The following is a 13,938-nucleotide window of genomic DNA, read 5'->3' as shown; positions in this document are numbered from 1 at the left end:
CCGGCCAGTTGCCGGGGCTTTTTTAAGGAGCAAAAATGTTGTACCCCCTCGCCAGGCATTTCTTGTTCAAGCTCAATCCTGAACAGGCACACGATCTCTCCATCAAATATTTGCCCCGCCTTCTCGGTACGCCACTTGATTGTTTCTTCCGCCATTCACTGCCCAAACGCCCCGTCACTGTCATGGGGCTTTATTTTGCCAATCCGGTCGGACTGGCTGCGGGTCTGGATAAGGACGGGGAGTGCATCGACGCATTTGGTGCCATGGGGTTTGGCTTTATTGAAGTAGGTACAGTGACCCCCAAGCCCCAGAGCGGCAATGACAAGCCTCGTCTGTTCCGGGTTATTCCGGCAGAGGGGATCATCAACCGGATGGGATTCAACAACAAGGGCGTCGACCATCTGGTTGCCCAGGTCAAGAAAGCCAAATACCAGGGTGTCATCGGCATCAATATCGGCAAGAACAAGGACACCCCCATAGAGCAGGGCAAGGATGATTATCTGATCTGCATGGACAAGGTTTATGATCATGCCGGTTATATTGCCGTCAATATTTCTTCCCCCAATACCCCGGGTCTGCGTCAGCTGCAATACGGTGACGCACTCGATGAGTTGCTGGCCGCGCTCAAGGTTCGTCAGCAGGAGCTGGCTGCCCAATATAAGAAGTACGTGCCGCTCGCCGTTAAAATTGCACCGGACTTGAGTCTGGATGAAATTAATCAGGTGGCCGCGTCCTTGATCAAAAACGGGATCGATGGCGTGATTGCCACCAATACCACCCTGGAGCGTGACATGATCTATGACATGCCCCACGCAGGTGAAGCGGGTGGCCTCAGTGGGCGTCCCTTGCAGCACAAGAGCACGGAGGTGATCCGCCAGCTGGCCAAGGCACTGGACGGCGCCCTGCCCATCATAGGGGTAGGGGGCATAGACAGCGCCATGGCGGCGCGGGAGAAGCTGGCAGCGGGAGCCAGTCTGGTCCAGATTTACAGCGGCTTTATTTATAAAGGCCCGAGTCTGGTCAAAGAGATTGTGACCCATATTTAAGAAATAAATGGGTGCCCTTTATTTAAAGTTGCTGAAATTCTCGACATGGAATAAAGTCGAGTAACGACTTCCAGTAAGGGCACCCCCATGTGTATCCAACCCAATGACAATTGGCAGTGGCATTATGATGCTCATGATGATCGTCTGATGCTGGATTTATCTGATCGCATGATATTCGCGACCGAATATAAAGGGCGACAGCTTGTCCCCTGTTCCTTCACCACCCAGCCTTTTTGCGTGGACGATGCCGCCCTCTATTATCAATTGATGGACAAGGCTGCCGAACTCGACTGGAGCACTCCCCATCAGGTTCAGTTGGTACTCAATGCCATCGCCGTCAGTCGCTTTTATAAACCCCTGATGCCGCAAAGCTGGTTCTTTGGTGAAGTTCATCCCTTCATTATTCCTGAGACCGGCGCCCTGGTGTGCATGAATACCCCTCATGGCAAGGGGGAGTTCATGGTGATCGAGGCGGGTGAACAGGCCAGCGTCAGTCTGAATCTGACGGATGATCTTATTTTGACCGCCAGCAAGATCCTGCCCCGTTTCGGGGTGATCAAGGTAATGAACAATCGCATGAGCGCCAGGGTGTCGACCCAGACACAATACCGTCAGGTGGGGTGATATTCTCAAATTTTTTGGTACGATATTTAGCTTGTTCTGGCTCGTCCGATATTTTCTGTCTCTTCATTTCACTCATGCCTATTGCTCCATTCTCACCCCCTTTTAACGCTCAAAAAACGCCCTCGCATCAAGAGGATGAGAGGGCGGCAAACACACACTACAGGAGGAATAAGCTGTTGTTCCAGCCACCCGGCTATTTTAAGACGTATGGTTGAGCCTGAAACCTGATAGATATGACAGTCTGACAGTTGATGGAATAGCGGGGCACGGCAAGTAAAAAAATAGCCCTCCTGTTTTCGGACGATAACGGGAGGGCAAAACACGGGGTAACGAAAGGACATGCTCTGTCGGAAGGATAATAACTCAGTGAGCCTTGTTTGACGCCTGTCAGATATGGCAATCATGATGTGTCGATATCCGCTGCGCCACGGATGTGGAATATGTTCAGCCTGCTGACAAGGGAGATATAACCCGGTTCAGATTGTCGCTATTTTGCGGTGATACCCTGTCACTTCATCGGGTGAGTTGGCGCAAGGCATCATCAAATACCTGGCTCGCTCATCCTGGTATCAAGGGGAATGGCAGAATGGGCGGGGAGGTGAGCCGGCCAACATGTAGAGAAACGCCCTGTTTCTGGCGTCATCACCAAGCTTTTGCTGCTCAGGATCGGCTCTTAAGGTATAATGCGGCACTATTTTTATGGCATCCCCGTGAGCGTGATGAAAGAATTTTTTGCAACCTGCCCCAAGGGGCTGGAAAACCTGTTGGCCGACGAGCTGACCACCCTGGGCGCAGAGCAGGTCCGTGAGACGGTCGCTGGTGTCCATTTCAAAGGCGAATTGGCCATTGGCTACAAGGCCTGCCTGTGGAGCCGTTTTGCCTCCCGCATCGTGCTGGTGCTGTCCGAATTCCAGATGAACGACGATCTGGATCTCTATCTCGGCGCCCACACCATCCCCTGGGAAGAGCATTTCTCCGGTACCTCCACCATAGCGGTGGACTTTACCGGTACCAACCCCGCCATTCGCAATACCCAGTACGGCGCGTTGAAGATCAAGGATGCCATCGTCGATCGCTTCACCAAGCGCGGTCACGTGCGCCCTGATGTGGACAAGAAATCGCCGGATATTCGTATCATGGCGCACCTGGGCAAAGGCAAGGCCAATATCACGCTGGACTTGTCAGGCCCGGCGCTGCACCAGCGTTTCTATCGTCAGGGCACAGGCGAGGCGCCGCTCAAGGAGAATCTGGCCTGCGCCATGATTGCCCGTAGCGGCTGGGCCTGTGAGCCCATGATGGACCCCATGTGTGGCTCCGGTACCTTGCTGATTGAAGCGGCCTTCATCGCCGCCGACATGGCGCCGGCCCTGCGCCGCGAACGCTTCGGCTTCGATCGCTGGTTGCAGCACGATGGCGAGCTGTGGCAGAGCCTGATGATGGAAGCCCAGGTGCGCGCCAAGCGTGGCATGCAGCGCTGCGAGGTTAAGCTGTTTGGCTGCGATGCCGACCCCCGTGTGCTGCTGAAGGCCCGCGACAACGCCAAGGCGGCCGGTGTGGCCCACCTCATCACCTTCAAGCAGGCCGATGTCACCGCGTTGGAAAACCCGTTGCCGATGCCGGCCCCTGTTGAAGGGGAAGAAGGTCAAGGGGAGGCCCGCCAAGTCGGCATGCTTATCTCCAACCCGCCCTATGGCGAGCGTCTTGGCGAGTTCCCGGCGCTCTTGGAAGTGCACCAGGCCCTCGGTGATGCCCTGCGTCGCAGCTTCCAAGGCTGGAGAGTCTCCATTCTCTCTGCCTCGCCTGAACTGCTCAGCTGTCTGCGCCTGCGCGCCGACAAGCAATATCGCCTGTTCAATGGGGCGCTGGAGTGCCAGCTGCGCAACTACCAGATAGCGCTCGATTCGGTGGCCTCCCAGAAAGAGGTGGCACAGGACTTTGCCAACCGTCTGCGCAAGAATCTGAAGACGCTGGAGAAGTGGGCCAACAAAGAGGGCATCGACTGCTATCGCCTCTATGATGCCGACTTGCCGGAATACAACGCCGCCATCGACCGCTATCAGGATTATCTGGTGGTGCAGGAGTACGCGGCGCCCAAGGACATCCCCGCCCAGAAGACCCGTCAGCGTCTGCTCGACATGGTTCAGGCCGCCATCAAGGTGACCGGCATGGACGGCGAGAAGGTGATCCTGAAGGTGCGCGAGCGCCAGGAGGGCAAACAGCAGTACCAGAAGCTCTCCGAAGAGCAGCACCGGATGGAGGTGCAGGAGTACGGTGCTCGTCTGTGGGTCAACCTCTACGACTATCTGGATACCGGCCTGTTCCTCGACCACCGTCAGACTCGCCGCATGCTGGGTCAGCTGGCCAGGGGCAAGCGCTTCCTGAACCTGTTTGCCTACACCGGCAGTGCTACCGTGCACGCGGGTCTTGGCGGGGCGAGCGAGACCACCACGGTCGACATGTCCCATACCTACCTGAACTGGGCACAGGACAACATGCGACTCAACTCGCTGGTGGGTCGTCAGCACAAGTTTGTGCAGGCCGACTGCCTGAAGTGGCTGTCGGAAGCGGACGATCAGTACGACCTCATCTTCATCGATCCGCCCACCTTCTCCAACTCCAAGCGGATGGACGAGAGTTTCGACGTGCAGCGCGATCACCTGTTGCTGATGCAGCACCTCAAGCGCCTGCTGGCGGTTGACGGCACCCTGGTGTTCTCCAACAACAAGCGCCACTTCAAGATGGATCTGGCCGGGCTCGAGGCCGCGGGTCTCAAGGCTCGCAACATCACCCAGCAGACCCGACCGAAGGACTTCGAGCGTAACCAGCATATCCACAACTGCTGGATCATCACCCACGCCGAGGCGCCAGCGCAGGCGTGATGCTGACCCTGTTTCACACCGACGGCTGCCATCTGTGCGAACAGGCATGGGGGCTGGTGGAGGAGGCCGGGCTGGCTGGCCAGACTCGCCAATGCGACATCATGGACGATGCGCAGTGGCTTGCCGCCTACCGGGTACGCATTCCGGTGCTGCGGGATGAGGCGGGCCGCGAACTGGGCTGGCCCTTCACGATGGTTGAGTTGAAAGCCTGGGTGGCACGTCAGGATGAATGCTGATTTGACGATGAAACGGGAGCAGACCCAGTCTGTCGCCCGTTTTTTCATATGAAATAAGGAACGAAAATGGCTCTTTTAACATTGCACGGCGCTTGCTTGTCGTTCAGTGATTTCCCGCTGCTCGACAATGCCGAGCTCAGCATAGAGCGCGGTGAGCGCCTCTGTCTGGTCGGGCGCAACGGGGCGGGCAAGTCCACCCTGATGAAGGTCATCGCCGGCGAACTGCCGCTCGATGACGGTCGCATGGTGCAACAGCAGGATCTGAAGGTGACTCGCCTCGAGCAGGATCCGCCCGCCTCCAGCGATCTAACCGTGTTCGACTACACGGCCGAGGGGCTGGCCGGCGTCGGCGAGCTGCTCAAGCAGTATCACCATATCTCCATGGAGCTGGCCCACGATCCGAGCGATGCCAACATTCGCATCATGAGCGAGCTGCAAGAACAGCTCGATTATCAGAATGGCTGGCAGTTCGAGACCCGTATCAGCCAGGTGCTGACCCTGCTGAACCTCGATCCCGACGCGACCCTGGATAGCCTCTCCGGTGGCTGGCTGCGCAAAGTCGCCCTGGCCCGGGCACTGGCCTGTGACCCGGATCTGTTGCTGCTGGATGAGCCGACCAACCACCTGGATATCGAAGCCATCAACTGGCTGGAAGAGTTCCTGAAAGATTTCCGTGGCGCCATCGTCTTCATCTCTCACGACCGGGAGTTCATCCACAAGCTGGCGACCCGGATCATCGATCTGGATCGCGGCGAGATCACCTCCTGGCCTGGCAACTACGATCAATACCTGCTGGGCAAAGAGGAGTGGCTGCGGGTCGAGGAGCTGAAAAACGCCGAGTTCGATCGCAAGCTAGCTCAGGAGGAGGTGTGGGTTCGCCAAGGGATCAAGGCCCGCCGCACCCGCAACGAAGGGCGCGTTCGTGCCCTCGAGGCGATGCGGATGGAGCGTTCCCAGCGTCGCGAGCTGCAGGGCAAGGCCAAGCTGCAGATGGACGATGTGAATCGTTCCGGCAAGCTGGTATTCGAGACCGAAGGGCTGGGGCTGGACTTTGGTGAGCGGACCCTGTTCCAGGGGCTGGATCTGCAGGTGCTGCGCGGCGACAAGATTGCCTTGGTGGGGCCCAACGGTTGCGGCAAATCCACCCTTATCAAGCTGTTGCTCGGTCAACTCGAACCCAGCCGTGGTCTGGTCAAAGGCGGCACCAAGCTGGAAGTGGCCTATTTTGACCAGTATCGTGATCAGCTCGATCCCGAGCAGACCGTGATGGACAACGTGGGGGAGGGCAAGCAGGAAGTGATGGTGCGCGGTCGCTCCCGTCACATTCTGGGTTACCTGCAGGACTTCCTGTTTGAACCCAAGCGGGCACGAACCCCGGTGAAAGCCTTGTCAGGAGGCGAAAAAAACCGTTTACTGTTGGCCAAATTGTTCTTGAAGCCCAGTAATTTACTGATCCTCGATGAACCAACCAACGACCTGGATGTCGAAACGCTGGAACTGCTGGAAGAGCTGCTGGCAGACTATCCTGGCACCCTGTTGCTGGTGAGCCATGACCGTCGTTTCATTGACAATACGGTCACCGGTTGCTGGCTGTTTGAAGGGGATGGCCGCATCAGCGATTATGTGGGCGGCTATGCCGACATGATGGCGACCCGTGCCTTGCAAAGCACGCAACAGGCGGCGAAAGTGGCGCAGGCCAAAACGCCAGAGCCTGTCGCTGTGGCGAGCCAGGCGGTCACAAAAACCAAAAAACTCTCTTACAAGTTGCAACTGGAGCTGGATAATCTGCCAGCCCGACTGGAACAGCTGGAGACTGAGCTTGATGCCCTGCAGGCCGAGGTAAACCATCCCGGTTTCTTCGCCCTGCCGAGCGATCAAACCCAGCTCAAACTGGATGCCCTGAATGCAGCAGAGGCTGCATTGGAACAAGCCTTCTCCCGTTGGGAGGAGTTGGAAGCGTTGAAACATCAGGACTAAGGAAGTAGATGAAAAAGCAATTATCCATGCTGGCCATTCTGGTCAGCGCCAGCCTGCATGCCCAGGCGGCACAAGACCCCTTTTTCAAAATCATTGATGATGAAGTCAAAGGCTATGCCAGCGGGATCAGTGCCGATGGCAACGGGCTCATCGGGATCAACACCAAAAACAACATGGCCGAACACTTTTCGACCGTGCAGTTTGCCGACTTCCTGGTCGATCGTTTCCGTTTTGAGCAGGGCTGCATGCTCTCCAACTCGGTCTGCAACTCCTTCTGGAACGACAAGAGCAACTTTGCTTATCAGTGGCGTGTCGACTTTCTGGCCAAAACAGATCAGCGCAGCAACGTAGGGTCTGTGGTCAGCAACGAAACCGATGGTCTGGTCACCGCTTTGGGCGACGTATCGGGCACCCGCGTCGGTTACAAGATGGATGGCAAGCTGCGCACCGCATTTGCCGTCGTCGAGGAAGGCAACAGCGTCAACCTCAAGGATGGCGCCAGCACCCACAGCCTGAGCGTGCCAACCAGCATCAAGAAGCTGGACAACGGCCAGTATCTGGTGACCGGCACCGCCGCCACCGGCAAGAACATCGCCGTCAATTCCGAGACCTACAACTGGTGCTTCGCCGGCAACGATGGCCAGTATGGTGACTATCGCTACTGCCCTGGCCTCAACACCCAGGCCAGTTTCTGGCTGCTCAACAGCACAGGCACCTTCAACAAGCTGGTCCAGGCCAATGAATATGCCCGCGCCCGCAACGAGGTGGTGCAGACCGCCTCCGCGCTCGGCGTTGGCAAATTCAACGGCAGCCTCTACGGGGTGGGTTATTCCTCCACCGGCGAGATAGGGACCAACTACCTGGATGGTCGCAACCTGGCGGCATACTGGACGCTGGACCTGGATAACAGCAAGGTGGGCACCACCCAAATCATACCGCTGGCCGAAGGCGAGCCGGGCAAGGATGACGCCAAGCTGCAACACAGCTGGGCTGTGGGGGTCAATGACAACGGTTATGTGATTGGCAACCAGCTTTATCGCATCAACAAGGGCCAGAACCGCCCGGTCGAGATGTTCGTGTTCAATCTCAACACCCCGACCACCAATGCTGTCGTTTCCCTGCAGGACAAGCCGCTGAGCGGTTCTGGTTCCGAGGCGGCCGCCATCAACAACCACAACATGGTGGTTGGCTGGCGTGATTCCCGTCATCAGACTCAGCCTGTGGTCAACGGTACCAATCGCATGCAGGAAGGTTTCCTGCTCAACGCGGCGACCGGCAACAACTGGTATCTGAACGACCTGATCTGCGGGCTGGATGATGCGGGTGCCAAGCAGTGTGCCCAGAACGGCTACTACTACCATATCGCTTATGCCAGTGGCATCAGCACGGATGGTACCGTGGCGGCGACGGCTTTCCGCTACAACAGCGAGAGCGATCTCAACAATCGCAGCAATGCCACCGTGGTCAGCGTGAAGCTGGCGCCGGTTGTGAAGGATTACAAAAACAATGAGCCTGCCAACTACGTGGTCGCCAATGCGCCGGTCAACAACCAGACCGGTCAGGATGGTGGCAGCGGTGGTGGCAGCCTGTTCTGGTTGACTCTGCTGGCCCTGCCGTTTACCTGGCTGCGCCGCTACCAACGATAAAAAGGCATGTCACTAAAAATTAATGCGGTTCAGTGTCTTGTGTCACAATGACCGGATAGCATGGAATTTTTTGTTTGACCCTGCCCACCCTGTGGGGTAAAGATGAAAGCGACCGATGAAAAATTGGTCGCTTTTTTTGTTCCACGAAGAGGGTCGTAGATGATGAAGAGACAGAAACGGGACCGTCTGGAAAGAGCTCGTGCTCGTGGTTATCAGGCTGGCGTGGTCGGCAAACAGAAAGAAGCGTGTCCGTATCAATGCCTGGATGCCCGAGGGCATTGGCTTGGTGGTTGGCGTGACGCCATGGAAGGGCGGGGCTCAGGCCTCTTCATGAAGTAATAGGTACTTCATCACTCATTACAAAAGGAAAGGGGCCATCGCGGCCCCTTTACGTTATCTCTGTCTTACCACGGGATCAGTCGATCAGAATGCGGTGGTATCTTTGAACAGGCCCACTTTCAGGTCGGTGGCGCTATAGATGGGACGGCCATCCACTTCCACTACACCATCGGCGATCCCCATGACCAGCTTGCGGTTGATCACGCGCTTGAAGGTGATCTTGTAGGTCACTTTCTTGGCGGTCGGCAGGATCTGGCCGGTGAATTTCACTTCGCCTACACCCAGTGCACGGCCTTTGCCCGGGCCACCCTTCCAGCCGAGGAAGAAGCCGACCAGTTGCCACATGGCATCCAGCCCCAGGCAGCCAGGCATCACGGGGTCACCCGGGAAGTGGCAATCGAAGAACCAGAGGTCCGGCGTAATGTCGAGCTCTGCCAGGATCTCGCCCTTGCCATGCTCGCCACCGTTATCGTTGATCTTGACGATGCGATCCATCATCAACATGTTGGGGGCGGGCAGCTGACTGTTACCCTCACCAAATAATTCGCCACGGCTGCAGGCAAGCAGCTCTTCACGGGTAAACGAGTCTTTGCCTTGTTCACACAGGGAAAGGCGGGCATCAATGGCGGTATTGTCTAGGGTCACGCTGTTTATCCTTCATATGGGTCAAAGCCGGGCCAATTTAGCGTACACTTGTGCGCTAAACAACTCCGATCTCTTCTTTTATTACAAGCTGAACAACCGGCCCAGCAGGCGACGGAGCAAGCCACCCTTGAACGCTGTGCCATTCAGTTCATCCAGACGCTGCTGAATTCGGCCGAACAGGGTATCCGGCATATCCGGTTCACCCGCCACGCAGCCGGTCAGCAACTCGATAGCCTCTTCCACATGATCCACCGGATGAATGTGGAACTGACCCGCCTCGACGGCGGCAATCACCTCGTCGGAGAGGTTGAGCTGCTGGGCATTGGTGCCAGGCAGCAGTATGCCTTGCTTGCCATTGAGGCCGTGGATCTTGCACACCCGGAAGAAGCCTTCAATTTTCTCGTTCACACCCCCCACCGCCTGCACATTGCCGAACTGATCGACGGCGCCGGTGACGGCAAAGTGCTGATAGATGGGCTGGCGGGCGAGGGCGGAGAGCAGGGCACACAGGCCGGTGAGGGAGGCGCTGTCACCATCGATCTCGTGGTAGGACTGCTCGAACACCAGATTGGCAGAAAGCGGCGAGGGGTTCTCGGCACCAAATTTGTTGGAGAGATAACCGTGGATGATCATCATCGCCTTGGCGTGGATATGACCAGCCAGCTCGGCCTTGCGCTCGATATCCGCCACGTCGCCATCGCCCAGATGCACGGTCGCGGTGAGGCGCACCGGTTCACCGAAATCATAGGGGTGGCCCGAGACCTGGATGACGGAGAGGCCGTTGATCTGGCCAATCTCTTCACCATCGGTCTGCAGCAGGATCTGACCATCGATGACGCCCTGATCGGATTGTTCCACCAGATAGTTAAGGCGGTAGTCCTGCTCTTCCAGGGCGAGCCGGATATGCTCATCGGTCACGGTCTCGGCTTCCATCTCGCGGGCCAGGCTGTCGGCCATGCGCATGATGGCACCAAGCTGGATCTCGGACAGAGAGAGCCACTCCTGATGATCACACAGGCGGCTGGCGTGACGGCAGATGGCCGCAATGGCGGCAGGGGTGAAGTCCAGCAGAGCCCAGCGTTCACGGATCCAGGCGAGATATTGCAGGAACTCTGGCAAGTCTTCCTCAATATTGACCTCTGACACCAGATCCGCGCGCAGGAAGATGCGCTCGGACATGTCTCTGTCCAGCATCTGGAACTCGGCCACTTCGAGGCGATCGCCAACCAGGATCAGCTTCAGCCGGATAGGGGTCGCTTCGGGGGTGAAGAAGGGGGTCAGGGTCTTGCCTTCCTGATAGGCGTTCCAGTCCAGCTCGCCTTTCTGGATGGCGTTCTTGAGCTTGAACCAGAGGTGGGGCTGATCCAGCAGCTCGTCGAGTTGCAGAATAAGGTAGCCACCGTTGGCCTGGCGCAACAGACCCGGCTCCAGCAGATGCTGGTTGGCATACACAGAGCCTTGCTCGGTCTGATAGTTGATGGAGCCGAACAGGGTATCCCAATTCAGATCCCGGCCATAAATCACGGGAGCTTCCTGCTCTTCATGATGGATCAGCAGGTTGATGAGCACGGGATGCTGGAACTCGAGTCCCTGGGCTACATGGGCCGCCAGATCGGAGAGGAAGTCATCGATCTTGGGATCGTTGTTCTGCTTGCGCATGATGCGGGTGACCAGGCGCTCGGCATCCAGATGGTGGCTCATCAGCTTGAGCAGCTCGCCAACCATTTCACAAAATTCGACGCCGCTGCCGGGCTGCAGACGCAACCAGATAGGTTTGAACGGGTTGTTCAGGTTTTCTGTGTAACAGAGATCGAACAGGTCACCATCCTTGCCATTGGAGGCGGCGATCAGCGTCTGGCACACACCTTCATAATCTGCACCGGGGAAGCCGTTGAGCAGCATGACCGGGCAGTCGCCATCAAAACTGGCGAGACGCTTGATGCCGGAAATGGCTCTGGGTTGCAAGGCGGCGAAGGGTATGGGTTCGATCTCGCTGAGGGCAGGGAACTGTTCAATCGCAAAAGCGGGTTTTAGTTGTTCTGATGTTAATTCAGCCACTTAAGACATCCGGTCGGAGATAGGATCAATTGTTTCCATTATACACAGTTCAATTAGTGGGAACAGGAAACAAGATATCATCTTTAACATAATATATATTATGCGCGGTTAGGTCATGCCCGTGACTAGGGGCCAGGAACAGTGCTGCCACAAGGGCTACAGCCGTGCCGGCGCCTTTGGTGTACTTGGCCAGGATCTCGTACCAGGCCTTTTTTAATTCGGGGTCCGTCTCCCTGACGGCGGCCAGACTTAACAGCACTTCATTGGCATCTAGGCCAATTTCCTCGGCAAGCTTTTTCGCAGTCGCATCAGTGAGTTGCGACTTTCCATGCTTGATTGCGGAAATGTAAGAGCTGGTAAATCCCAGGTCTGCGGCGACTTCCTGGAACTGGCTGTATTTTTTGGCCCTCATGTAGGCCTGGATCAGCGTTTTAGAGTCCATTTCTTTGTCTCCTGAGTGGTTAGACAATCAGCCCATCATACCCATTTTGGCGAAAATCGCCTCGTTTCTATTTAGGTACTTACATGATTGAATGCACTTAAGTAACTACTTGAACACATAACTCATGACCCACTCTAGCCCACAAAACCCAGATTTGCCTGCGCTGACTGAGCGCAAGGTCTATTGGCAGGCAGAACCGACCGGCGATCTCTCCGCCTGTGTGGCGGGTCAGGTTGAGATGTTCCGCGACCTGCACGAGATGCGGATCTACCTGTCCATGACCTACCCCGACACGGCCTTTGAGCTGGTCGAGGTGACCGAGGACACATGGCAAGGCTTCTATGACCAGGGAGTGTTTTTTGATGACTGGTCATGAATCCGTGATGCCGATAAATGGGGTTATCGGCGACAAGCTGGATGTGAGCGTCCAGCCCCTGGTTGTCGGCTTCGGTGTGCTCCTGGTTTTCTGCCTGCTGGTTACCCTGGTTAGCTGCGTGGTCACCTCCTGGAATAAGAAGATATGACCGGCCCCAAGACCCTGATCGACTATCTCTCCTTCACCTGGGCGCCGACCGAGTTACGCCAGATGGTCGAGTTGGCCAAGCAAGGTGCCCTCTTGAAGTCCATCCCCCGCTTCGATACCCAGAACAAGGCCATCCAGGCGGCATTGTCTGCCCCGCCGGTTGAGGGGCTGCGTTACCTGTGGAAGCGTCCGGTGGGGTTCGCTCCCCTCGCCCGCTTCGACAAGGTGACTGAGCGGCTCTATGACAAGGCTGAACGGTTGGGGGTTGCCCCTGCCCCTGCCTCTACCGTGGCACGGGTGTACGACAAGGCCACCGAGCGGTTGAGCCTCAAGGGCGTGGCCAAGTCCCCTGCCCCGGTCTTTACCCCTTCCATGACTGAGATGATGGAGCGGGCGTTGCACTCAAATTACAAATCCCGGGCCGACATGCGCAAAGAGCTCAAAGCCGTCTGTGCTGACCTGCTCAAGTTCTCCGAGTTTGAGGTGGTCGAGGGTGCCAAGTATTGGGAAGCGTACAACGACTTGATCGACAGCTATGGCGTCCAGTTCCTGGACACCCTCTGCTGCGCCGAGCTGGAGACATGGTTGGAAGAGTTGAACACCCGCATCGGTGTTCCCATTCCTGAGCCGCGCTTCACCATGCGCCCTCGCCGCTCCGGTCTGCATGGCTATGCCAACTCTGCCGACCTGCTGTGCGATGGGGAGCCCTGTGGCCTGATTGGTTGGGGTGCGGCTAACCACGGCTGCATGGTGAGTTTTTCCGGCGTGGGTTGTGCGGCCCTCGACTTGCCCGCTCTGCACTCTGTTATCTCTCACATTCCATCGGTGCGGATCACCCGCGTGGATTTGGCCCTGGACGATTACAGCGGCGAACACATCAGTTACCAGGGCGCGATTGCTGCCGCTGAGGCTGGCGAGTTTCACCCGCAACGGGGCCGTGCGCCCTCCTGGATGAAAATTGAATCCGGTGAGTTCGTGATCGCCGAAATATCCAAGGGCATTGCCAAGCGGTTTGGCATGGCGCCGACCAAGGGATGCTCCTTTTATGTGGGCAGCCGGATAAACGGTAAATGCGCTCGTATATATGAGAAGGGAAAACAGATGCAATCGGCGGACTGCCCGAACTGGGTACGCGCCGAAGGCGAATTACACAACAAGGATAGAATTATTCCGCTGGATGTCCTGGTAAACCCAGACCCCTATTTTGCGGGTATGTATCCGCAATTTGCCAAATGGCTGGATGCGGTTTGCCAGGAAGAAATAGCACCGGTTCGCGTGACCACCTTTAAGAACAAGTTCAAAACGTCCAGGGACAATGCCGTATTTAATATGTCCAGGATGGCGGGTCGCCTTGTCAATTGGTTAGCAAGCATTGAGGGGCTATCCCCTGAGAAGATTGTTAACCAATTAACAGCGCACCTGGGAGAAGATGATATTCCCGCGCGGTTAAGAATGCCGTTACCACCTGAAATATTATCAGGTGCACATAATTTGGTATCGACCTAAAAATCAGGTTCTTCAAA

The 13,938-nt window shown here is 56.7% G+C and carries 13 protein-coding genes; 10 read left to right on the top strand and 3 right to left on the bottom strand.

Annotated elements, in window-relative coordinates:
* The first annotated feature begins 35 nt into the window (after window positions 1-35).
* From pyrD to rmf, 7 genes are all read left to right on the top strand, one after another.
* Entirely contained in the window at window positions 36-1,046 is a 1,011-nt protein-coding gene (gene pyrD / locus AACW87_RS10735; protein ID WP_042866424.1) for a quinone-dependent dihydroorotate dehydrogenase, read from the top strand.
* Window positions 1,047-1,133: 87 nt separating this feature from the next.
* Entirely contained in the window at window positions 1,134-1,670 is a 537-nt protein-coding gene (locus AACW87_RS10730; protein WP_241324982.1) for a cell division protein ZapC, read from the top strand.
* A 683-nt stretch (window positions 1,671-2,353) separates the two neighbouring features.
* Window positions 2,354-4,549 carry a bifunctional 23S rRNA (guanine(2069)-N(7))-methyltransferase RlmK/23S rRNA (guanine(2445)-N(2))-methyltransferase RlmL gene (rlmKL, locus tag AACW87_RS10725; RefSeq protein WP_241324981.1) on the top strand — a complete coding sequence of 732 codons (2,196 nt, stop codon included), beginning with the start codon at window positions 2,354-2,356 and terminating at the stop codon, window positions 4,547-4,549.
* Window positions 4,549-4,785, top strand: a complete 237-nt coding sequence (locus AACW87_RS10720; RefSeq protein WP_241324980.1) for a glutaredoxin family protein — start codon at window positions 4,549-4,551, stop codon at window positions 4,783-4,785. Before rlmKL ends, AACW87_RS10720 begins: the two co-directional genes overlap by 1 nt.
* A 66-nt stretch (window positions 4,786-4,851) precedes the next feature.
* Window positions 4,852-6,762, top strand: a complete 1,911-nt coding sequence (gene uup / locus AACW87_RS10715; RefSeq protein ID WP_241324979.1) for an ATP-binding cassette ATPase Uup — start codon at window positions 4,852-4,854, stop codon at window positions 6,760-6,762.
* 8 nt (window positions 6,763-6,770) lie between these two features.
* Entirely contained in the window at window positions 6,771-8,408 is a 1,638-nt protein-coding gene (locus AACW87_RS10710) for a DUF3466 family protein (protein WP_241324978.1), read from the top strand.
* Window positions 8,409-8,567: 159 nt separating this feature from the next.
* Window positions 8,568-8,747: a ribosome modulation factor gene (gene rmf / locus AACW87_RS10705; protein WP_005315693.1), complete on the top strand. Its 180-nt coding sequence runs from the start codon at window positions 8,568-8,570 to the stop codon at window positions 8,745-8,747.
* 84 nt (window positions 8,748-8,831) lie between these two features.
* Here the strand turns inward: rmf and fabA are convergent, their stop codons facing one another.
* From fabA to AACW87_RS10690, 3 genes are all read right to left on the bottom strand, one after another.
* Complete coding sequence (fabA, locus tag AACW87_RS10700) at window positions 8,832-9,392, bottom strand: 3-hydroxyacyl-[acyl-carrier-protein] dehydratase FabA (RefSeq protein ID WP_042037785.1); 561 nt, start codon at window positions 9,390-9,392, stop codon at window positions 8,832-8,834.
* Window positions 9,393-9,473: 81 nt separating this feature from the next.
* Window positions 9,474-11,450 carry a Lon protease family protein gene (locus tag AACW87_RS10695; RefSeq protein ID WP_241324977.1) on the bottom strand — a complete coding sequence of 659 codons (1,977 nt, stop codon included), beginning with the start codon at window positions 11,448-11,450 and terminating at the stop codon, window positions 9,474-9,476.
* Between the two features lie 49 nt (window positions 11,451-11,499).
* A complete protein-coding gene (locus AACW87_RS10690; RefSeq protein ID WP_241324976.1) occupies window positions 11,500-11,892 on the bottom strand; it encodes a helix-turn-helix domain-containing protein in 393 nt (130 codons plus the stop codon).
* 124 nt (window positions 11,893-12,016) lie between these two features.
* Between AACW87_RS10690 and AACW87_RS10685 the strand changes: the two genes are divergently transcribed.
* Genes AACW87_RS10685 through AACW87_RS10675 form a run of 3 tightly spaced genes read left to right on the top strand, consistent with a single transcriptional unit; the run spans window position 12,017 to window position 13,921 of the window.
* Complete coding sequence (locus tag AACW87_RS10685; RefSeq protein WP_227291522.1) at window positions 12,017-12,268, top strand: hypothetical protein; 252 nt, start codon at window positions 12,017-12,019, stop codon at window positions 12,266-12,268.
* Entirely contained in the window at window positions 12,255-12,416 is a 162-nt protein-coding gene (locus AACW87_RS10680) for a hypothetical protein (RefSeq protein ID WP_241324975.1), read from the top strand. The genes AACW87_RS10685 and AACW87_RS10680 overlap by 14 nt, the downstream gene beginning before the upstream one ends.
* On the top strand, window positions 12,413-13,921 hold the full coding sequence (locus AACW87_RS10675) for a replication initiation factor domain-containing protein (RefSeq protein WP_241324974.1): 1,509 nt from the start codon (window positions 12,413-12,415) through the stop codon (window positions 13,919-13,921). The genes AACW87_RS10680 and AACW87_RS10675 overlap by 4 nt, the downstream gene beginning before the upstream one ends.
* The last annotated feature ends 17 nt before the right edge of the window (window positions 13,922-13,938 follow it).

The organism is Aeromonas sp. MR7, from assembly GCF_963899385.1.
Taxonomy (GTDB): domain Bacteria; phylum Pseudomonadota; class Gammaproteobacteria; order Enterobacterales; family Aeromonadaceae; genus Aeromonas; species Aeromonas bestiarum.
Note: the sequence above shows the minus strand (reverse complement) of the source record. Positions and strands in the feature narration are given on the sequence as shown.

What these genes read in the sequence shown, in the direction of transcription:
- AACW87_RS10730 (WP_241324982.1), top strand. Translation starts at nt 1,134, where the DNA reads ATGTGTATCCAACCCAATGACAATTGGCAGTGGCATTATGATGCTCAT.
- pyrD (WP_042866424.1), top strand. Translation starts at nt 36, where the DNA reads ATGTTGTACCCCCTCGCCAGGCATTTCTTGTTCAAGCTCAATCCTGAA.
- AACW87_RS10690 (WP_241324976.1), bottom strand. Translation starts at nt 11,892, where the DNA reads ATGGACTCTAAAACGCTGATCCAGGCCTACATGAGGGCCAAAAAATAC.
- AACW87_RS10685 (WP_227291522.1), top strand. Translation starts at nt 12,017, where the DNA reads ATGACCCACTCTAGCCCACAAAACCCAGATTTGCCTGCGCTGACTGAG.
- AACW87_RS10675 (WP_241324974.1), top strand. Translation starts at nt 12,413, where the DNA reads ATGACCGGCCCCAAGACCCTGATCGACTATCTCTCCTTCACCTGGGCG.
- AACW87_RS10680 (WP_241324975.1), top strand. Translation starts at nt 12,255, where the DNA reads ATGACTGGTCATGAATCCGTGATGCCGATAAATGGGGTTATCGGCGAC.
- rmf (WP_005315693.1), top strand. Translation starts at nt 8,568, where the DNA reads ATGATGAAGAGACAGAAACGGGACCGTCTGGAAAGAGCTCGTGCTCGT.
- uup (WP_241324979.1), top strand. Translation starts at nt 4,852, where the DNA reads ATGGCTCTTTTAACATTGCACGGCGCTTGCTTGTCGTTCAGTGATTTC.
- AACW87_RS10720 (WP_241324980.1), top strand. Translation starts at nt 4,549, where the DNA reads ATGCTGACCCTGTTTCACACCGACGGCTGCCATCTGTGCGAACAGGCA.
- rlmKL (WP_241324981.1), top strand. Translation starts at nt 2,354, where the DNA reads ATGCGGCACTATTTTTATGGCATCCCCGTGAGCGTGATGAAAGAATTT.
- AACW87_RS10710 (WP_241324978.1), top strand. Translation starts at nt 6,771, where the DNA reads ATGAAAAAGCAATTATCCATGCTGGCCATTCTGGTCAGCGCCAGCCTG.